Below are 18890 nucleotides of genomic sequence, written 5' to 3'. Positions count from 1 at the left end.
ACTCCGGCGGTGCCGGGGCGTGTTACGGGTACGTCTGCGCGTGCTTCGGGTTCGCGCCGTGCGCGTTCGGACCCTGCTCGCCCTCAAGGGCGAGGAAGACGATCAGGATGATGAAGCCCACCAGCGGTACCAGGGCTATGAGCAGCCACCAGCCGCTCCTGCCGGTGTCGTGCAGCCGCCGCACGGCCACGGCGAGGCTCGGGATGAGGATGGCCAGGCCGTAGAGCGCGTTGAGCAAGTTCTCCGCGCCGATGACGCCGCCGATCACGCCCACCGCGATGGAGATCACGAAGTTGAAGAGGAAGAACATCCAGTATTCCTTGCGGCGCGCCCGGCCGCTGAACACCGCGTACTGCTTCAGGACGTCGACGTACCAGTTCATGCGTTTCCCCCGAGAGTGGTGAGAGTTGACCTGCCGTGGCGGCTCGGGTCAGGGCGAAAGGTATGTGGCTTGAACTGCACAGGTCAAATCGGCCGGTCGCGGACGCTTCGCGTGCGTTCGGTACCGCGGCCGCTACCGCGCGTGCCCCGTTTGCGGGATAGATTCTCGGTAGCTAACCTGACACTCGGTTTCACATTCGACATCTGGACTCATCGCCGGGTTCGAGGGCTGGGCGCGAGAGCGGGCGGCGCGCCACCCCGGCCGGCCGAATTGGAGACGTGACCCCATGACCGAGACCGAGACCCTCGGACTCATCGGCACCGGCATGATCGGCGGCGCGCTGGCGCGCCTCGCCGTCGCCGCCGGCCTGGACGTCGTACTGAGCAACTCCCGAGGCCCCGAGACCCTCTCCGGCCTGGTCGCCGAACTCGGCGCCCGCGCCCGCGCCGCCACCCCCGCCGAGGCCGCGCTGGCCGGGGACCTGGTGGTGGCGACCGTCCCGCTCAGCGCCTACGAGCGGCTGCCCGCCGCCGAGTTGGCGGGCCGGACCGTCATCGACACGATGAACTACTACCCGGAGCGCGACGGCCGCGTCGCCGTGCTGGACGAGGGCGGGCTGACCTCCAGCGCCCTGGTGCAGCGGCACTTGGCCGGGGCCCACGTGGTCAAGGCGTTCAACAACATCGACTTCCACCGCCTGTTCACCCTCGCCCGGCCCTCCGGCGCCCCCGACCGCAGCGCCCTGCCCCTCGCGGGCGACGACGAGGCCGCCAGGGCGCGGGTGGCCCGGCTGCTGGACACCCTCGGCTACGACGCGGTGGACACCGGCACGCTCGACGCGAGCTGGCGCAGCGAACCGGGCACCCCCGTCTACGTACAGCCGTATCTCCGGACGCGGCCCAAGGGGCTGAGCGAGGAGGACAAGCAGAGCTGGTTCTTCGACACCCCGGGGGTGCCGGTCCCCGCCGACCGGGTGCGCGAGCTGACGGCCGCCGCCGTCCGCGGGCCCGCCGGCGGCTCCCGCGCGGCCGTCATCGACGACTGAGCGCATCGACGACTGAGCGCGCGGGACGGGGGCGCGCACAGGGCGGGGCGCGGCCGGGAAAATGCCTCGCGGTGGTGTGCGGGGTGTGGCTAGGGTGGGCGTCGTCCGGGAGCGGCGGCCGTAACGTGCCGCCTTCGGGGCTTTGCCGGCGTGTGGAGAAGCAGGAGGTGAGGACATTGATGACGGTCACAGTGCTGGGCGCTGCCCAGGTTCAGAGGTTCATCGTTCCCACCCCTGTGGTCTCCGGCTGACCTTCCTGCTTCACTTCCGCGCCTGTGCGCGCGTGCCGGGACCGCCCTTCGAAGGGTTTCCCGTTGTCTTTCTCCTCTCTTGAGGTCTCCTCCGTTGCGCATCCTCTCGCCGCTTATGGCTGGGACGCGGGCCGGGAGGCCGAGTTCGCCCCGTACGCCGCGCAGGGGCTGGTGCCCGGTCGCGTCGTCCGGGTGGACCGTGGGCTGTGTGATGTCGTCACCCCGGACGGCACCGTACGGGCCGACACCGAGTTCGTCGTTCCCCGTGACCCGATGAAAGTCGTGTGCACCGGGGACTGGGCCGTCGTCGACCCGGACGGCGACCCCCGGTACGTACGCGCGCTGCTGCCGCGCCGTACCGCGTTCGTACGGTCCACCTCCTCCAAGCGGTCCGAGGGGCAGATCCTCGCGGCCAACGTCGACCACGCGGTCATCGCGGTCTCCCTCGCGGTCGAACTCCACCTGGACCGCGTCGAACGCTTTCTCGCCCTGGGGTGGGAGAGCGGCGCCCTGCCGCTCGTCGTGCTCACGAAGGCGGATCTCGTGACCGACCCGCACGTCGTCGACCACCTGGTCCAGGACGTGGGGACCGTCGCGCCCGGGGTGCGGGTGCTGACGGCCAGCGCGATGACGGGGGAGGGCGTCGACGTCCTCTCCGCCGTCCTGTCCGCCGGTACGAGCGTGCTGCTCGGCGCCTCAGGGGCCGGGAAGTCGTCCCTGGCCAACGCCCTGCTCGGGGAGGAGGTGATGGGCGTGCGGGCCGCCCGTGACGTCGACGGCAAGGGGCGCCACACCACCACGACCCGCAATCTGCTCGCGCTGCCCGGCGGCGGGGTCCTCATCGATACGCCCGGACTGCGCGGCGTCGGACTGTGGGACGCGGAGGCCGGCGTCGGGCAGGTGTTCTCCGAGATCGAGGCGCTCGCCGAGCGGTGCCGGTTCCACGACTGCGCCCACGACGCGGAGCCGGGCTGCGCCGTGCTCGCCGCGGTGGCGGACGGCTCGCTGCCCGGCCGACGGCTGGAGAGCTACCGCAAGCTGCTGCGGGAGAACCGGTTCATCGTCGCCAAGACCGATGCCCGGCTCCGCGGCGAGCTGCGGCGCGACTGGAAGCGCAAGGGCGCGGAGGGCCGCGCGGCGATGGAGGCCAAACGCGGCCGCATCAGGTAGCCCCACCGCCGGTCACGGCATCTCCCGTACGGCGAGCGTCCCGTACGGGCCCGGTCTCTCCCGGGGGCGCCTCGGCGTCCCCGGGAGAGGGACGGACAGGAACACGACTCGGGACTACGGGCTCACGCCGTCCAGGCCCCAGCTCTGGATCTTGCGGGGGTGAATGCGGATCAGTTCCTCGCTGAGCAGCTCACCGAGATCGTGCGGGCCGATCAACAGCTCGGCCTCACCCCGGATGTCCACTCCGCGTACCGCCCACGGTTCGGTGCTCACGATGTCGTCCACGACGAGCGCCACCCGGGGGTTTGCCTGGAGGTTGCGCCACTTCTTGGTGGTCCCCAGGGCGAAACCACCGATCAGGAGGGTTCCGTCGTCCTGCGGGTAGAACGCGACCGGGTTGGCCTGCGGCTGCCCCTTGGGGTCGACGGTCGCCATCCGCCCCAGCCGCTGGGTCTTCAGATACGCGCGCTCGGCCTCACTGAATTGGGTCATGAGGTCAGCCTCACACGGGTACGCGCGCACGCGCATCGGTTCCTGGTCCTGGTCCCCTGGTCCTGGTCCTCCGATCCGCCCACCTGTTCCGGTCACCGTTCCTCGGTTTCCGGACACCGTCCCGCGAGGGGATCAGGCCCAGATCACCGTTCCCAGCCACGCGCCCACCACCAGCAGACACGCGAACAGCTCCACCAGCAGCGAGCTGCCCGCCGCGCGCATCACCGTACGGGTCGACGCCCAGCCGTCCCGGTGGCTGCCCAGCCGTACCCGCTCCGCGCCGTAGATCCCGCCGACGAACCCCGCGATCCCGCCCACCACCGGCACCACGAAGAACCCCGCGATCCCCGACACCCCGCCGGTGACCAGGGTCCGGTGCGGCGCCCCCGTCCTGCGGGTCCTGCGGCCCGGCAGCAGCGGACGCAGCGCCTGGTTGAGCAGGAGCAGGGCCGTCGCCCCGATCAGTACGGCCCAGGCGGGACGGGTGGTGTCGGTCAGCGCCCACCAGAGCACGGCGGCCCATACGATCGCCTGCCCCGGCACTCCGGGGACCAGCACGCCGAGCAGACCGAGCAGCATGACCAGGCCCACCAGCACGAGCTGCCACACTTCCATTCGCCAACTGTGCGGTATCCCGGTCATTTCCGCAGGTCGCGTGCCACCCATTCCTTCTCGTACGCGTGCCACCCCAGCTGGAGCCGGGTGGTCACCCCGCTCAGCTCCATCAGCCCGCGCACCCTGCGCTGCACGGTCCGCAGCCCCAGATCGAGCTGTTTGGCGACGCGCGCGTCGGTCATCCCGGCGAGCAGCAGCGAGAGGATCTCCAGATCGGTGGCGTCCGGGCCGGGCAGGCGGTCCTCCGCCACCGCGCCCGCCGCGCCGCCGCCCTGGTCACCGGCGCCGCCCGCGCCCTCCGTACGGAGCCGCAGCGGCAGCGCCTCGCGCCACACCGCCTCGAAGAGGCCCATCAGCGACTCCAGCAGCCCGCTGGCGTGCACGACCAGCGCCGCGGGCTCCGCACCCGGCCCGGTCAGCGGGACCATCGCCAGGGTGCGGTCCGCGACGACGAGCTTCGTCGGGACGCGCTCGGTGACACGGACCCGCTCGTCGCGGCCGAGAGCCGCGGACAGTTCGCTGACCCCGGCGGGCAGCGAGAGCACCTCGCGCTCGATCACCACTCGGTAGGCCACGCCGCGCGCCGCCGCCCGCTCCTCCGCCTCGTTGTCGATGCCCGTCACCGCGACGGGCTGCCCGGTCACCAGGGCGCAGACCTCCTCGACGGCCCCCAGCTGGAGCTGGCGGAACCGGTGGGCCACGGCGCTCGCGCCCGTCACCACCTCGATCAGATCGTGCACGGCCTGCTCGGTGGCCTCCGCGCGGTACTCCTCCGCCAGCACCACCGCCGCCAGCTCGGCCCGCTCCAGCTCGTGCCGGTGCTGGGTGAGCAGCGCCCCGAGGGCGACGGCGGGCGGCGCGGCGACCCAGCGGCCGGTACGGGACGAGGACTGCGCGGCCAGCCCGTGCCGCTCCAGCCTGCGCAGCGCCTGTTCGGTGTCCGGCTCGGGGAGCGCCAGCCGGTGCGCCAGATCCGCGACCTCGGCGGCGCCGATCGCCACCAGCGCGCGGTACGCGGACTCCTGTCTCTCGTCGAGACCTATCGCTCCCAGCCCCAGCACTCCCGCGACCTCCCTGTACGACCGGTCCATGACCGGTCCGTGACCGATGCACGCACGGCTTCGCGTACGTACGGCTTCTCGCACGTCTTCCGTACGGCCCGCCCCCGGCGCGCCCGCCCCGGACGCGCTCCGTTCTCCGGCGGGCCGTGGCGGATACCGGCCACGGCGTAAACCCGCCGCCCCCATCATCCCTGTAGCGGCCGCCACTCTGCCAAGGTGGCGCCATCACAGCTGCGACAGGCCGCGGTCATATGCCCCCTGGGTACCCTTGACCCGGCTCCCGCCCGGGAGCGACGACGTGTGGGGCCACGGCCCCCCGCGTCCGCACCGGCCGGCCCTGTGACTGTTCGCCGGGCGTCCTTCCCGTGGGGGGTGGGGCCGCCCGGCGGACTCTTTTTCCGATGTCCGTGTCCGCGCCGCCGGCCCGGCCGACAATGGGCACATGAGCCAGCAGGGGGAGACACCCGCCGCCGACGAGTGGTGGAACCGGCTGTACGACGAGTCCGCACCGGACGCCGGTCCCGCCGCCGCGCGAGCGGAAGAGACCATTGACGACCGCTTCGACTCGGCGGCGCACGCGGTGACCGGCCCGGTCACCGACGCGCTGCCGGGAGCGGCGCCGGAGCCACCGGCCCCCGCCCGCCCCGAGCCGCGCCGGGCGCCGCCCGGCCCCCGTACCGCCCCGACCCACCTCGGTGACCGGCCGCCCACCTACGACCCGGAACCGACGGCGCTGCCCGTCGCCCACGCCGACCGGCTGGACGAGATCGTCCCCGACACCGTGCTGGACGGCGCCTCCTACGGGACGTACACCCTGCGGGCCGTGTCCGTACGGGGCGACTCCGCGCGCTACCGGGGCGAGCCGCGCAGGGACGCCCTGCTCACCGCCCGCTTCGGCACCGGCCCCGGCGCCCTCGTCCTGGTGGCCGTCGCCTGCGGCGCGCGCGGCGTCGAGGGCGCCCACCGGGCGGCGGCGGACGCCTGCCACTGGATCGGGACCGCCGTCGGCCGCAGCCACGGCCGGCTCTCCGACGACATACGGGCCGGCCGCCGGGGCGATCTGAAGTCCGGGCTGCACCGGCTCACCGACCGCAGCTTCGGCAAGCTGCGCGCCCGCGCCGCCGAGCTGGGCGTACGGCCCGAGGAGTACAGCGCGGGACTGCGCTGTCTGCTGCTCTCCGCCGACCCCGAGTGCCGGACCCGGGTGTTCTTCGGGATCGGCGACGGCGGACTCTTCCGGCTCAGGGACGGCGCCTGGCAGGACCTGGAGCCTCTGCTGCCCGATCCGGCCGCCGTCACCGGCGCCCCCGTCGTCGGCTTCGGCTCACCGCCCCCGGAGAGCCGGGTGGGCGCCGGTGCCGGTCGCTCCGCACGGCCCGCGGACGGCGAGCCGGCCACCATGGACCCGGACATCGCGGGCCCGCGCTCCCCGTACACCGAGGGCCCGCTGCCGCCGCCGCCCGAACCGTTCCGCTTCCGGGCCTCGGTCGCCCGGCCGGGCGACACCCTGCTGCTGTGCGGCCCCGGTCTCGCGGAGCCCATGCGCGACGAACCCGCCCTGACCAAGGAGCTGGCCGACCGCTGGGCGGCCGCGGAGCCGCCTGGTCTGGCCCAGTACTTCGAGGACGCCAGCCTCAGGGTCAAGGGGTACGCGGACGACCGCACGGCCGTCGGCGTCTGGGAGGCGTAGGGCCTAACCGCGCGTGCGGGACCGCGCCCGGCGTGGGTTGATGGACACCGGAGCCCCCCCGGCCCGTCGTCCGCGCCCCTCCGGCGACCAGAAAGGTGCGCGTCCCATGGCCAAGCAGAACGTGGCGGAGCAGTTCGTGGACATCCTCGTCCGGGCAGGTGTCCAACGGCTGTACGGAGTCGTCGGCGACAGCCTCAACCCCGTCGTGGACGCCGTCCGCCGGACCCCGGAGATCGACTGGGTCCATGTCAAGCACGAGGAGACCGCCGCCTTCGCGGCCGGCGCCGAGGCCCAGATCACCGGCAAGCTCGCCGCCTGCGCCGGCTCCTGCGGCCCCGGCAACCTCCACCTCATCAACGGCCTGTACGACGCCCACCGCTCCATGGCGCCCGTACTCGCCCTCGCCTCCCACATCCCCTCCAGCGAGATCGGCCTCGGCTTCTTCCAGGAGACCCACCCCGAGCAGCTGTTCGGGGAGTGCAGCCACTACAACGAGATGATCTCCCACCCGCGGCAGATGCCACGGCTGCTCCAGACGGCGATCCAGCACGCCGTCGGGCAGAGCGGCGTCAGCGTGGTCACCCTGCCCGGGGACATCGCCTCAGCGCCCGCGCCCGAGAAGGCGGAGGAGCACGCCCTCGTCACCTCGCGCCCCTCCGTACGCCCCGGTGACGCCGAGATCGACCAGCTGGTCCGCATGATCGACGAGGCGGACCGGGTCACGCTCTTCTGCGGCAGCGGCACGGCCGGAGCGCACACGGAGGTGATGCGGTTCGCCGAGCGGATCAAGTCGCCGATCGGCCACGCCCTGCGCGGCAAGGAGTGGATCCAGTACGACAACCCCTTTGACGTCGGGATGAGCGGACTGCTCGGATACGGCGCCGCCTACGAGGCCACCCACGAGTGCGATCTGCTGATCCTGCTCGGCACCGACTTCCCGTACAACGCCTTCCTGCCCGACGACGTCAGCACCGTGCAGGTCGACATCAGGCCCGAGCGCCTCGGCCGGCGCTCCAAACTGGACCTCGCCGTGTGGGGCGACGTCCGCGAGACGCTGAACTGTCTGACGCCCCGGGTACGCGCCAAGTCGGACCGCCGCTTCCTCGACAAGATGCTCAAGAAGCACGCCGACGCGCTGGACGGCGTGGTCAGGGCGTACACCCGCAAGGTCGAGAAGCACATCCCGATCCACCCGGAGTACGTGGCCTCGGTCCTGGACGAGATCGCCGACGAGGACGCCGTGTTCACCGTCGACACCGGGATGTGCAACGTGTGGGCGGCCCGCTACCTCACGCCGAACGGCCGCCGCCGCGTGATCGGTTCGTTCAGCCACGGCTCGATGGCCAACGCGCTGCCGCAGGCCATCGGGGCGCAGTTCACCGACCGGAACCGGCAGGTCGTCTCGATGTCCGGCGACGGCGGATTCGCCATGCTCATGGGCGACTTCCTCACCCTCGTCCAGTACGACCTGCCCGTGAAGGTGGTCCTCTTCAACAACTCCGCCCTGGGAATGGTCGAGTTGGAGATGATGGTGGCCGGACTCCCGGCGTACGGCACGGACAACCACCCCACCGACTTCGCCGCCGTGGCCCGCGCCGCCGGTGCCCACGGGGTACGGGTGGAGAAGCCCAAGCAACTGGCGGGTGCCCTGAAGGACGCCTTCGCCCACCGGGGGCCCGCCCTGGTGGACGTCGTCACCGACCCCAACGCGCTCTCCATCCCGCCGAAGATCCGCGCGGAGATGGTGACGGGCTTCGCGCTCTCCGCGAGCAAGATGGTGCTGGACGGCGGGGTCGGCCGGATGGCGCAGATGGCCCGCTCCAACCTCCGCAACGTGCCCCGCCCCTGACGCTCGGTGCGGGAAGGGGCACCAGGAGGTGACGAACGCCATGAGTGGCCCATTACGGGCTGGGAATGCATCTCTTGAACGAGGCGCGCGCAAGGCGCCGTCGGCCACCAGGGGCGGGGGGACAGCGTGACAAGAGGTATCCGGCGCAGAGTGGGGGGCGCCGATCTCGCGGCCGTGCCCGAAGTCAGGCACGCGCTGCGGGAGATGCTGCGGCACTGGACGGAGCGGGACTCCGCCGAGGTGGCGGAGCTGCTCATCAGCGAGCTGGTCACCAACGCCCTGGTCCACACGGAGACCGGAGCGGTGGTCACGGCGACGGTCGCGGACTCCCGGCTGCGGGTGGAGGTGCGGGACTTCGTCGCGGCGCTGCCCCGCCCGCCCTTACCCGACAGGCCGGTTCCGGACGACTCCACGCACGGCAGGGGGCTGGCGCTCGTGCGGAGTCTGGCGGACGACTGGGGGATACGGGCCAGGCCGGTCGGCAAAGTGGTCTGGTTCGAGCTGAACGGGGAATGCGCGTAAAGGACTTGGCCGCGGACGATGCGTAGACGTGATCATCCCGGGGTAGGGACCGGGTATGGATACAAGAAACGTACGGGACGCGAAGGACCGGCGTGACGGTCGTCCGCCACACCGGTCCAGGTGGTGATCGCGCTTCGTGCTGTCGGACTCGGTCCGCTCAGCCCGCCCGGCCTCAGCCGAACTGCCGCTCCATCTCCTTGAGCTTGCGCTCCAGGGAGTCGAGCCGCGGCAACGCCTGGGTGTCGTCCTCGGCGGTGAGATCCACGGTGCGGGTCTCATTGCTCTGCACGGGCTGAAGGGAGAGCCGAGATCGCTGGGGCAGCTGTCCCGGCTCGGGTATAGCAGGCTCCGCGGCGGCCTCGACGGCCGGCTGGGAGCCAGAACCTCCATTCGAGGGAGGAAGGGCGACCTGGCGGCCGCCGCGGCCCCAGGCCCGGTGCTGACGATTGAGCGCCTTGATCTGAGCGCGCTCCATCTTCTCCTGCTCGCGCCGGGTACGGCGGTTCTGCTCCTTCTGCCGCCGGTCGTCGCGGACTTCGTCGACCGCCTCGTCCAGCGTGCGGACTCCCTCGAGAAGCATCAGCGACCAGGCGCCGAAGGTCTCGCGGGGCGCGCGGAGCCACCGGACGATCCGGATCTGCGGCAGCGGACGGGGGACCAGCCCCTGTTCGCGCAGCGCCGCCACCCGGGTCTGCTTCAGCGCGCGGTCGAACAGCACCGCGGCCGAGAGGGACATGCCGGCGAAGAAGTGCGGAGCGCCGTCGTGGCCGAGACCCCTGGGCGCGTGCACCCAGTTGAACCAGGCGGCGGCACCCGCGAACGTCCACACGAGCAGACGCGAGCCGAGGGCCGCGTCGCCGTGGCTGGCCTCGCGCACCGCGAGGACCGAGCAGAACATGGCCGCGCCGTCGAGGCCGAACGGGACGAGGTACTCCCAGCCGTCCGAGAGGCCGAGGTTCTCCTGTCCGAAGCCGACCAGGCCGTGGAAGGAGAGCGCGGCCGCCACGGCGGCACAGCAGAACAGAAGGGCGTAGGAGGCGATGCCGTAGATCGCTTCCTTGCGTCTACGGCGCTCCTCACTGCGTTCCCAGGAGTCCTCGGCGGCCGAGGACTTCTGACTGGCGCGCTTGCCGCGCGCGAGCAGAGCCACCGCCACCAGGATTCCGACGATCAGCACGACGCCGGGAAGCAGCCAGTTCAGCGATATGTCGGTCAGTCGCATGCGGTGTTCCTTGCATCGCAGTAGGGCGTGTTGGACGCCATTTTGGCGGAAGTACGGTGCCCCTCAGAGGGTTTCGGGACAAGAGAACACCAACGAGGCGGTGCGGCACACAAATATGCACGATCGGCTAGCGCTACCGTTCGGCAGGTGGCTGTCATGTTCGATTAATATCACCCCGTGGGGTGGCGTGGAATTCGAGGTGACGAGCAGTCAGGAGCGCACGCCGAGCTTGCGGATCCGGTCGTCGTCGCAGGTGCGCGGACAGGTGACGCAGGTGTCCTCGGGACGCAAGGTGTAGAAGAGACAGCAACTCGCCCGGTCACGGGTCGGCAAAGATTCGCCGTCGGGTCCGGTCAGTTCACGGAATCCCGCCGTGCCCACGTACGGCTTGGTCGTGCCCGGCAGCAGCTCCTCCAGCTCCGTCATCGCGCGCCGCTCCTCGCCCAGCAGATGCGCGAGGTACCAGAGCCCCTCGACGATCTCGTCGGTCGCCATGCCCCACAGCGCCCTGCGGCCGCGCCGCATGTGCGGGGCGAAGCCGTCCAGGACCGGTTCGAGATGCTCGGCGACGGCCGCGCGCACCTCGGCGCGCAGCGCCTCCTCGTCCGGCACGACCCTGGCCTGCGGCAGGGTGGCGGCCGGGTCGTCGGGCAGACAGGCGAACGGGCCGGACCTGACGGTCATCCGGCCCAGCGCCCGCTGGAACGAGACCGCCTCGACCGGCACGCGCGGCACCCGGCGCAGCAGGAACCACGGCATGGTGATGAGCAGACAGGCCGGCCAGGCGTAGCGGTGCAGCGCGAAGCTGGCGATCACGTCGGGGCGGGCCCGCTGTCCGTAGTCCCGCAGCACCTGCGCCTCGTCCCAGGCGAGAAAGGTGTCGAGCGCCGGGCCGCCGGCCGCGAGATCGGCGGCGCCCACCCAGCCACCGCCGAAGGGCGGCCGCTCACTGTCGGTGAGCACATCGATGCTCAACGACGGGAACACCTCGGTCAGACGGGCGTAGGCGTCCGCGACGGGGGAGGCGGCAGCGGCGGGGAGCACAGCGGGGACGGTCATGCAGGGGACCACCGAATCGGGATCGTTTGCAGGTAAGCCTTACCTTACCGGATGTGATCGAGGTTTGAACTGCGGCTCGGTCGGCCTATCGTGCACAGGGAAGATCCGGCCCGCCGCGCGTGGCGTCGGCCGGACGGTGGAGGAGGACCCGGGTGGAGCAGGGCAGAGGGCGTGCGAACGCGGCGTCCGCCGCGCCCGCGCCCGGTGCGCCCCCGGCCGTGCGGTACGCGGCGGCGACTGGGCCGTCCGGGTCGGTGCCGCCCCGCGTCCCGCCGCCGGCCACGCCGCCCTGTGTACCGCCGGTCCTCCCGCCTGCCGCGCCGCCCGCGGTCGGCCCCGGCGCGGCCTGCCGGGTGCCGGAGCAGCCGCGGACGACGGCCCGTCCTCACGGCGGGCAGGACGGCGTGCGCGGGGAGCACACGCACAGTGACCCCGTACCGCCCGAGGGCGCGGGGGGCCACGCCGTACGCCGGCACTCCGTGCGCGGGCAGGTCCTCGACGCGCTGCGTGACGCGCTCGTCGGTGGCGAGCTGGTGCCCGGTGAGATCTACTCGGCCCCCGCGCTCGGTGAGCGCTTCGGCGTCTCGGCGACTCCGGTGCGGGAGGCGATGCAGCAGCTGGCGCTGGAGGGGGCGGTACGGGTCGTGCCGAACCGGGGCTTCCGGGTCAACGAGCGCAGTACCCGGGAGCTCGCCGAGCTGGCGGAGGTGCGGGCCATGATCGAGGTGCCGGTGATGCTGCGGCTCGCCCGTAGCGTCCCGGCCGAACAGTGGGCGGCGCTGCGGCCGTTGGCGGAGGCCACGGGCGCGGCCGCCGCCGTGGGGGACCGGGCCGCGTACGCGGACAGCGACCGCGCGTTCCACCGGGCGGTGCTCGCGCTCGCCGGCAATCAGCAGCTGGTCATGGTCGCCGAGGATCTGCACCGCAGGTCCCAGTGGCCGCTGGTGAGCGTGCCCGCGCCGCGCCAGGCCGATCTGGTGGCGGACGCGGCGGAACACTCGGCGCTGCTGGACGCGCTGATCGCCCACGATCTGACGGCGGTCCAGTCCCTCGTACGGGAGCACTTCACGGGTGCGGCGGGCTGACCCGCCCCTCGTCGGCGACGGCACGCGGGGCGGGCGCGGGTCAGCGGGCCGCGGTCAGCGGGCCCGGGCCGCCTGGGCCGCGGCGACGGAGGCGGTCAGCAGCTCGGCGTCGAACAGCGTGGCGTCGGCGAGCCGGTTGGCTCCGGCGTAGGCGTTGAGCATGGCCTTCGTGGTGCGCAGGGCCGAGGGGGAGCGGCGGAGCAGCGGCTTGGTCCAGCGGTCGATGGTGGCGTCGAGCTGGTCCTCCGGGACGACTTTGTGCAGGATGGCCAGCTCGGCGGCTTTGGCGGCGTCGAACTTCTCGGCGGTGAGCAGCAGTTCGCGGATCCGGGCCGCTCCCGTCTCGTACAGCATCCGCGGTGTGATCCCGCCCCAGGCCGGCGGAACACCGAGTCCCAGCTCGGGTATCCGGTAGTGGCTGGTGTCCGCTCCCACCCGCAGATCGCAGAAGACCGCGAGCCCCAGCCCCGCTCCCATCACCCCGCCGTGCAGCCGCGCGATGGTGACGACCCCGGTGTTCGCCAGCAGGTCGCACATCCGGCGTGCCTTGTTGGCGAGCGCGCGCATGTGCGCGTTGCCGGTCTCCGGGGAGAGCAGCGAGGGGAACTCGGCACGGTCCCCGCCGAGACAGAAGTCGGCGCCCGCTCCGGAGAGGATCAGCACGCGGACGGTGGGGTGGTCGTCCAGCGCGCCGAGAACGGCGAGGAGTTCGTCGAGGAGCAGGCCGGATATGGCGTTTCCGGTCTCCGGGCTGTTCAGCCGCACTCTCACCACCGCATCGTCGTGCTCGACATGCAGGGCCTTGAGATCATCAATCATGTTTTTCTTGATTCCTGACGGACGGTTCTGGAGCCGGGACGGTGATGAAACGATTCGTCACTTTTGTCGAACCCGGCTCAGGCCGCCGTCACCATAAGACGGTTGAGCCGGCGGAACGAAACCCGGGGCTCCCAGGCGGGTGCTTCGCTTATACGGAGCGCGGGCATCCGCTTGAGCATCGAGGTCAGCAGCAGTTTCCCTTCCAGCCGGGCCAGCGGCGCACCGAGGCAGTAGTGAATTCCGCTGCCGAAGCCGAAATGGGACGGCCTGCGGCCGACGTCGAAGTTCTCGGGGTCGGTGTACTGCCGCGGATCGTGCTGGGCGGCCCCGACCATCAACTGCACCATCTCGCCCTCGCGTACCAGGGTGTCCCCCAGCACGGTGTCCTTCGGTGCCACCCGGCTGATCGCGTGGATCGCCGGGTCGTAGCGCAGGGTCTCGTCGACGACGTGCGGAATGTGCTCGGGGTGGGCGCGCAGCCGGTCCAGCTGCTCGGGGTGCTCCAGCAGCAGCCGGACCATGCTGGACAGCAGGTGTTCCGTGGTCTCCAGCGCGGCGACGATCACGAAGACCGCCATGGAGTGGGCCTGGGCGTCGGCCGTCTCCCGGTCCGGCTCCAGCGTGTCCCAGGTCGCGATCCACGAGGAGACCGGATCGTCCCCCGGCGCCCGGCGGCGTTCCCGCACCAGCGCGGTGAAGTACTCCTGGAGGCCGTGGGCCGCCGCGTCCGCCCGCGCCAGTTGGCTGGGGGTCGGGAAGAATTCCTGGCTGAGGGTCTGATCGTTGGTCAGGGACCTCAGCAGTGAATAATCGGCGCGGGGAAGTCCCAGCCACGTTCCGATCGACATGACGGGCAACTCGTCGGCGACCAGGGAATTGAAATCGGCCGGACCTTCGAGCAGTTCTTTCTCAAGACGATCGAGAACCACATCGATGTTTCCGGCGATCGATCCCTTTATTTCTGTCAGGGTACTTCGGTCGAACATGTTGCCCGCCGAACGCCGCACTCTCGTATGGTGTGGCGGATTGAGCATGGGAAGTGATTTCGCCGTTTGCAGTGAGGCCGGTGTGTTCCAGCGGGCCGCGTTGCCCTGGCTGGTCCGCCACTGGGTATCCGGCACTCTCCACGTTCTGCTCCTCATGACCTCGTCGCACAGAGCGTACGAGGTGACGAGGTGTCCGCCCCAGGGAGAGGGGAATATGTCGCCGAGATTCCTCAGTTCCGTGTAGAGGGCTTGAGGATTCGACTGGCCTTTCCTGGTCCGTAGCCGAGAGAAAAGAGAGGCCACAGTGCGGCGGTCGACGGCTGGGGTGGTCAGGGTGGGTTCCACGAGAATCTTTCTCTCAAAGGATCACGTAAGGTTTCCAACCCTGACTACCCCTCGGGTGGAACGCCCATGCGACGGTGGGCGTCCCTGTGGTGTTGCAGATGTCACCCCTTCCACCAGGAGAGGAAACCACTCCAGAAAGTCCCCTTTTGGGGGCGTCGCTGTTGTTCCGTCACCGGAGTTTTCGGAGCGGACCGGGCATCGGCCGGGAAACCCGTGGCGGCCGGACTTTCCCTTCTTACCGGGGTGAACCGGGCGGGCAGCGCGGCGAGCGCGCGGTGCAGCGGACCCGGCCGCCAGGTCAGGGAGGCGACCGGAACGCTCAGCTCGATGTCCGGCAGCTTGTTGAGCAGCTTCTCGATCGTCAGGATGGAGATCAGCAGCGCGGGATCCTTCGCGGGGCACGCGTGCGGGCCCGCGCCCCAGGCCAGATGAGCGCGCTTGCTGAGCGTCTGACGGCTCGTGGAGAGACTCGGGTCGCTGTTGGCGGCCGCGAAACTGATGAGCACGGGGTCGCCGGCGTTCAGCTTCGTTCCCGAGAGATCCACGTCGTACACCGGATAGTGCCCGCCCCAGTTGGCTATGGGCGGGTTGTTCCAGAGCACGTCGTTGATGGCGTCCTCGACCAGGAGGCTCGCGCCGTGCTGGTCCCCCGCGTACCTCTCGTCGGAGAGCAGGAGCCGCAGCGCGTTGCCGATGAGGTTCTGGGTGGGCTCGGCGCCGCCTCCGATCAAGGTCATGATCTCGGAGATCAGTTCCTCGTCCGTCAGCCGGCCCGGATGCTGCATCAGCCAGGAGGTGACGTCGTCACCGGGCTGGGCACGCTTCAGAGCGATCAGCTCCATCAGCGTCTCCGTCAGCAGCTCGATGGCCTTGTCCGCCTCGACGCCGTCCATGAGGCAGGAGATGCTGAAGACCAGCTGGTCGCCCAGTTCCGGGGGGCAGCCGAAGAGGTCGTTGAAGACCAGCAGCGGCACCAACTGGGCGTAGTCGGCGACCAGGTCGACCCTGCCCCGGCCGTTGAACTGGCTGATGAGATAGTCCGAGACCCGGTCGACATGCCGGCTCAGCCGGTGTGTGTCGATCTTGGCGAACGTCTCCGTCACGACCTGACGGTGCCTCATGTGCTCGGCGCCGTCGGAGTAGAGCGAGTTCGGCCGGTAGAGCATCATCGGGACGATCGCGCTGTCCAGGGGGACCTCGCCCGCGTTGAGCGCGCGCCAGCGCCGCGCGTCCCGGACGAAGGTCTCCGGGTTCTGAAGGACGTGCAGCGCCGCCGCGTAGTCCGTGACGAGCGAAGCCTCCACGCCGGGCGACAGCTCGACGGGGGCGGCGGGGCCGAACTGCCGCAGGTACTCGTAGAAGCCGTTCGGATCAGCGGCGAACTCGGGACCGTACAGGGGGACGCTCTTGCCGCTGCCGTGCGCCGGGCAGCCCGGTGGTGGGGAGGGGAAATCCGAGGGGGATTGCATGGGCCGGGCTCCTAGGTGAGGCGTGTCTGGAGGTAGCGGACGAGCGAGATGAGCGCGTTCGCCGAAGAACGCTGGTCACGCGCGTCGCAGTTGACGAGAGGCGTCTCGGGGAGCAGGTCGAGTGCCTCCCGGATCTCCGCGTCCTCGTGATTCGGCCGGTCGTCGAACCGGTTCACGGCGATGGCGTACGGGATCCCGTAGTGCTCGACGAGGTCCATCACGGGGAAGGACTCCTCCAGGCGCTCCGGATCCACCAGTACCAGTGCCCCGAGCGCACCCCGGGACATGTCTTCCCAGACCTGTACGAAGCGCTGCTGCCCCGGCGTCCCGAAGAGGTAGAGGACCAGCCGCTCGCTGAGCGTGAGCCGGCCGAAGTCCATCGCCACCGTCGTCGTGGTCTTGCCGGTCGTGCCCTTGAGGTCGTCGATTCCCTCGCCCGCCTGCGTCATGACCTCTTCGGTGCGCAGCGGCGGAATCTCGGACATCGTCCCGATGAATGTGGTCTTGCCTACGGCGAAATGCCCGACCACCAGGATCTTCGCCGCGGTCTGCACCGATTCGCGCAGATAAACACCATCATCCAAAGCGGGCTTGAAGGCCATGCAGCACCTCCTCCAATATGTTCCGGTCGACAAGCTTCGCGGCAGGGATAGGGGCCCGCGTGACGAGGTACCCGCCCTGGGTGAGATCGGACAGCAGAATCTTGACGACGCCCACCGGGAACTGGGTGTGCCCGGCGATTTCGGCCACCGAGAGATGGCCCCCGGAGCACAGCTCCAGAAGACGGCGCTTCTCGGGGTCGAGATGCTGGATCGGCGGAGAGTCCTGCGCCGTGGTCACCAAAGTGATCAGCGAGAACTTGTCGTCGTCCAGCAGACTGCGCCCGTTTGTGATGACATATGCCGGAACTAATGGGGTGGCGGCCTGTTCCTGATCCGGTTCATCCGGTGTCGTCATGCCTTGGTGTCAGCAATCTCGCGAGGGGGGCTGGTCAGGGCTTTGCCGAGCTGGCCGACGAGCTGCTGCATACGGAACGTGATCTCGGCCATGTCGACCTCGGGCGTCGCGGAAACCGCGAGATAGGCGCCTTCGCCGGCGGAAATGAGGAAGACCCAGCCGTGGTCGAACTCCACCAGGGTCTGGCGCCACTGCCGCCGCTGGTTTCCCGGCACGCCGCAGAAGTCGACCACGGTCCGGCTCAGCGACTGTATTCCGCTCATGGCGGCGGCGACGGTGTCGGCCTGGTCCTTGCCGACATCCTTCGACCGCGCCATGAGAAGGCCGTCGGCCGAGACGAGAATCGCGTGCTGCGCCTCGGGCACTTCCAGGGCACTGTCAAGCATCCATGACAGGTCGTAATTCACTGAGTCTCATGCCCTTCGCTGCTTGCGTTGGTGGAACGGCGGCCGGACTGCGTTCCGCGCTGGAACGCGCCCATGACGGAGGCGGCTTGTTCGCTGGAGCGAGCCGGGATGTCCGGGGTGTCCGCGGCGGGGACGATGGATATCGCGCCTCTGCGCCGGCGTTTGGGGAGGCCGCCGAAGGTGGTTGAGGGGGCCACGGGGTTCTCCTCGGGCGGCATCGGGGAAGACGCGGCCACGGTGGGGAACTCCTTCGGCTCGGGCTGGGGCTCGGGCTCTGGCGCGGGCGCTGGCATGGTCGTGAGGAGTTCCTCCGGGAGCAGCACGACCGCTCGCACACCGCCGTACGGGGATGTCGAGTCCACGGAGACGGTGAAGCCGTACCTGGCGGCGAGGACACCGATCACGGTGAACCCGAACTGCGGCGGATTGCCCAGACCCGAGACGCCGGGGGAGCGGTCACTCGAAAGGAGCTTCGCGGCGCGGCTCTTCTCCTCCTCGTTCATACCCACACCGGCGTCGTCGACGATGATGCAGACGCCCTTGGGCACGGGCCGGATATTGATCTCGATGATCGTTTCCGGCGCGGAGTAACTGGTCGCGTTGTCCAGCAGTTCGGCCAGGGTCAGCGCGACCGGTTCGACGGCGCGGCTGACGATCGCGAAATTACTCTGGGCCCGGATCTCCACACGGGTGAAGTGGCGGATTCGGCCCTTCGCGCTCCGGACCACGTCATAGAGCGAGGCGGAGGCGCGCTGCCTGCCGAGCCAGCCGTCGCAGAGCACGGCGATGGACTGCGCACGCCGCGCGAACTGCGAATTCATGTGGTCGATGTCGAGGAGGTCCTGGAGAATCTGGAGTTCTCCGTACTTGTCCTGCAACTTCGTGATGGCCAACTGCTGCTCACTGGCGAGACCCTGAAGCGTACGCATGGCGGACTTCAGCGCCGTCTTCGTCGCCTCCTCGGCCCGGTCCTTCGCCTCTTCCACGGCCTCGGTGTAGTGGTCCTCGAGGTTGGCGTAGTGAGTCTTCAGCTCCTGTTTCTCTTGGCGTAGCTCGGCATTCTTCTTCCTGCCGCGAATAATCGCGGTAGCGGCGACAGGAGTACCAGCGATCAGACCCCAAAGCGCTGGATCCTGGAGGTATTGCGTCATAAGGCTCTCTTCGGGCGACTGGGCCACCGGTTACTGAATGGCTGGCGGGTGCTGTCGAGTGCGCCCCCAGTTACAGGCATCTCGCGGCCACAGATATGTGGGATCGGCCGCGCATACTCGCCTGGCCGGACAGCCTCGAAAGGCCCGGCTGATGGCATAGTTCTCCCCCGGGGTGGCGGATTTCTGGGCCGATGCGCTGACTTTCCTGTTATGCCATAGCGGGTTTGGCACCGCTTGGCAAGCTTGGCGATCTTATCACCACGAGCTGATCGGACCCTGGGTCGATCTGTTCCCTTTCCGGCGTCTGACGGGT

At 70.2% G+C, this 18890-nt stretch carries 19 protein-coding genes; 6 read left to right on the top strand and 13 right to left on the bottom strand.

Annotated elements, in window-relative coordinates:
* Positions 1–22: 22 nt before the first annotated feature.
* Positions 23–382 carry a DUF805 domain-containing protein gene (locus OG627_RS06125; protein WP_329062204.1) on the bottom strand — a complete coding sequence of 120 codons (360 nt, stop codon included), beginning with the start codon at positions 380–382 and terminating at the stop codon, positions 23–25.
* Positions 383–668: 286 nt separating this feature from the next.
* Here OG627_RS06125 and OG627_RS06120 point away from each other — a divergent pair, with 286 nt between their 5' ends.
* Positions 669–1427 (top strand): NADPH-dependent F420 reductase, encoded by a 759-nt coding sequence (locus tag OG627_RS06120; RefSeq protein ID WP_329062202.1) that lies wholly within the window; start codon positions 669–671, stop codon positions 1425–1427.
* A gap of 314 nt (positions 1428–1741) precedes the next feature.
* Complete coding sequence (rsgA, locus tag OG627_RS06115) at positions 1742–2848, top strand: ribosome small subunit-dependent GTPase A (protein WP_329062200.1); 1107 nt, start codon at positions 1742–1744, stop codon at positions 2846–2848.
* Positions 2849–2962: 114 nt separating this feature from the next.
* Here the strand turns inward: rsgA and OG627_RS06110 are convergent, their stop codons facing one another.
* The 3 genes from OG627_RS06110 to OG627_RS06100 form a co-directional block, all read right to left on the bottom strand.
* Positions 2963–3340, bottom strand: coding sequence for a PPOX class F420-dependent oxidoreductase (locus OG627_RS06110; RefSeq protein ID WP_329062198.1), 378 nt, complete (start codon positions 3338–3340; stop codon positions 2963–2965).
* Positions 3341–3472: 132 nt separating this feature from the next.
* Entirely contained in the window at positions 3473–3955 is a 483-nt protein-coding gene (locus tag OG627_RS06105) for a DUF456 domain-containing protein (RefSeq protein ID WP_329062197.1), read from the bottom strand.
* Between the two features lie 23 nt (positions 3956–3978).
* A complete protein-coding gene (locus OG627_RS06100) occupies positions 3979–5046 on the bottom strand; it encodes a helix-turn-helix domain-containing protein (protein WP_329062194.1) in 1068 nt (355 codons plus the stop codon).
* A gap of 412 nt (positions 5047–5458) precedes the next feature.
* Here OG627_RS06100 and OG627_RS06095 point away from each other — a divergent pair, with 412 nt between their 5' ends.
* From OG627_RS06095 to OG627_RS06085, 3 genes are all read left to right on the top strand, one after another.
* Complete coding sequence (locus OG627_RS06095) at positions 5459–6706, top strand: protein phosphatase 2C domain-containing protein (RefSeq protein ID WP_329062193.1); 1248 nt, start codon at positions 5459–5461, stop codon at positions 6704–6706.
* A 106-nt stretch (positions 6707–6812) separates the two neighbouring features.
* The gene (locus tag OG627_RS06090) at positions 6813–8555 is read left to right on the top strand and encodes a pyruvate dehydrogenase (RefSeq protein ID WP_329062191.1); all 1743 of its coding nucleotides are present in this window, start codon (positions 6813–6815) and stop codon (positions 8553–8555) included.
* A gap of 126 nt (positions 8556–8681) precedes the next feature.
* Entirely contained in the window at positions 8682–9077 is a 396-nt protein-coding gene (locus OG627_RS06085; RefSeq protein WP_329062188.1) for an ATP-binding protein, read from the top strand.
* 172 nt (positions 9078–9249) lie between these two features.
* Here the strand turns inward: OG627_RS06085 and OG627_RS06080 are convergent, their stop codons facing one another.
* Together OG627_RS06080 and OG627_RS06075 are read right to left on the bottom strand one after the other, a co-directional pair.
* Positions 9250–10299, bottom strand: a complete 1050-nt coding sequence (locus OG627_RS06080; RefSeq protein ID WP_329062186.1) for a DUF2637 domain-containing protein — start codon at positions 10297–10299, stop codon at positions 9250–9252.
* Positions 10300–10509: 210 nt separating this feature from the next.
* Positions 10510–11358, bottom strand: a complete 849-nt coding sequence (locus OG627_RS06075) for a (2Fe-2S)-binding protein (RefSeq protein WP_329062184.1) — start codon at positions 11356–11358, stop codon at positions 10510–10512.
* Positions 11359–11612: 254 nt separating this feature from the next.
* Here OG627_RS06075 and OG627_RS06070 point away from each other — a divergent pair, with 254 nt between their 5' ends.
* Entirely contained in the window at positions 11613–12443 is an 831-nt protein-coding gene (locus tag OG627_RS06070; protein WP_443073608.1) for a GntR family transcriptional regulator, read from the top strand.
* A gap of 54 nt (positions 12444–12497) precedes the next feature.
* On the opposite strand, the gene OG627_RS06065 is transcribed toward OG627_RS06070, so the two are convergent.
* From OG627_RS06065 to OG627_RS06035, 7 genes are all read right to left on the bottom strand, one after another.
* A complete protein-coding gene (locus OG627_RS06065; protein ID WP_329062182.1) occupies positions 12498–13262 on the bottom strand; it encodes an enoyl-CoA hydratase/isomerase family protein in 765 nt (254 codons plus the stop codon).
* Between the two features lie 77 nt (positions 13263–13339).
* Positions 13340–14593, bottom strand: a complete 1254-nt coding sequence (locus OG627_RS06060; protein ID WP_329062180.1) for a cytochrome P450 — start codon at positions 14591–14593, stop codon at positions 13340–13342.
* Between the two features lie 101 nt (positions 14594–14694).
* Positions 14695–16062, bottom strand: a complete 1368-nt coding sequence (locus OG627_RS06055; protein WP_329062178.1) for a cytochrome P450 — start codon at positions 16060–16062, stop codon at positions 14695–14697.
* 11 nt (positions 16063–16073) lie between these two features.
* A complete protein-coding gene (locus OG627_RS06050; protein ID WP_329062175.1) occupies positions 16074–16664 on the bottom strand; it encodes a GTP-binding protein in 591 nt (196 codons plus the stop codon).
* Positions 16639–17019, bottom strand: a complete 381-nt coding sequence (locus OG627_RS06045) for a DUF742 domain-containing protein (RefSeq protein ID WP_329062173.1) — start codon at positions 17017–17019, stop codon at positions 16639–16641. Before OG627_RS06045 ends, OG627_RS06050 begins: the two co-directional genes overlap by 26 nt.
* Positions 17016–17426: a roadblock/LC7 domain-containing protein gene (locus OG627_RS06040; protein WP_329062171.1), complete on the bottom strand. Its 411-nt coding sequence runs from the start codon at positions 17424–17426 to the stop codon at positions 17016–17018. Before OG627_RS06040 ends, OG627_RS06045 begins: the two co-directional genes overlap by 4 nt.
* Positions 17423–18577 (bottom strand): ATP-binding protein, encoded by a 1155-nt coding sequence (locus tag OG627_RS06035; RefSeq protein WP_329062169.1) that lies wholly within the window; start codon positions 18575–18577, stop codon positions 17423–17425. Before OG627_RS06035 ends, OG627_RS06040 begins: the two co-directional genes overlap by 4 nt.
* Between the last annotated feature and the right edge of the window lie 313 nt (positions 18578–18890).

Origin of the sequence: Streptomyces sp. NBC_01429 (genome assembly GCF_036231945.1) — a bacterium.
GTDB lineage: Bacteria > Actinomycetota > Actinomycetes > Streptomycetales > Streptomycetaceae > Streptomyces.
The sequence above is the reverse complement of the archived record's forward strand: the minus strand, read 5'-3'. Positions and strand labels throughout refer to the sequence as shown.

Excerpts from the sequence above, each read along its gene's own strand:
- OG627_RS06120 (WP_329062202.1), top strand. The coding sequence starts at position 669 with ATGACCGAGACCGAGACCCTCGGACTCATCGGCACCGGCATGATCGGC.
- OG627_RS06050 (WP_329062175.1), bottom strand. The coding sequence starts at position 16,664 with ATGGCCTTCAAGCCCGCTTTGGATGATGGTGTTTATCTGCGCGAATCG.
- OG627_RS06125 (WP_329062204.1), bottom strand. The coding sequence starts at position 382 with ATGAACTGGTACGTCGACGTCCTGAAGCAGTACGCGGTGTTCAGCGGC.
- OG627_RS06095 (WP_329062193.1), top strand. The coding sequence starts at position 5,459 with ATGAGCCAGCAGGGGGAGACACCCGCCGCCGACGAGTGGTGGAACCGG.
- OG627_RS06110 (WP_329062198.1), bottom strand. The coding sequence starts at position 3,340 with ATGACCCAATTCAGTGAGGCCGAGCGCGCGTATCTGAAGACCCAGCGG.
- OG627_RS06100 (WP_329062194.1), bottom strand. The coding sequence starts at position 5,046 with ATGGACCGGTCGTACAGGGAGGTCGCGGGAGTGCTGGGGCTGGGAGCG.
- OG627_RS06065 (WP_329062182.1), bottom strand. The coding sequence starts at position 13,262 with ATGATTGATGATCTCAAGGCCCTGCATGTCGAGCACGACGATGCGGTG.
- OG627_RS06045 (WP_329062173.1), bottom strand. The coding sequence starts at position 17,019 with ATGACGACACCGGATGAACCGGATCAGGAACAGGCCGCCACCCCATTA.
- OG627_RS06055 (WP_329062178.1), bottom strand. The coding sequence starts at position 16,062 with ATGCAATCCCCCTCGGATTTCCCCTCCCCACCACCGGGCTGCCCGGCG.
- OG627_RS06035 (WP_329062169.1), bottom strand. The coding sequence starts at position 18,577 with ATGACGCAATACCTCCAGGATCCAGCGCTTTGGGGTCTGATCGCTGGT.
- OG627_RS06075 (WP_329062184.1), bottom strand. The coding sequence starts at position 11,358 with ATGACCGTCCCCGCTGTGCTCCCCGCCGCTGCCGCCTCCCCCGTCGCG.
- OG627_RS06105 (WP_329062197.1), bottom strand. The coding sequence starts at position 3,955 with ATGGAAGTGTGGCAGCTCGTGCTGGTGGGCCTGGTCATGCTGCTCGGT.
- OG627_RS06080 (WP_329062186.1), bottom strand. The coding sequence starts at position 10,299 with ATGCGACTGACCGACATATCGCTGAACTGGCTGCTTCCCGGCGTCGTG.
- OG627_RS06090 (WP_329062191.1), top strand. The coding sequence starts at position 6,813 with ATGGCCAAGCAGAACGTGGCGGAGCAGTTCGTGGACATCCTCGTCCGG.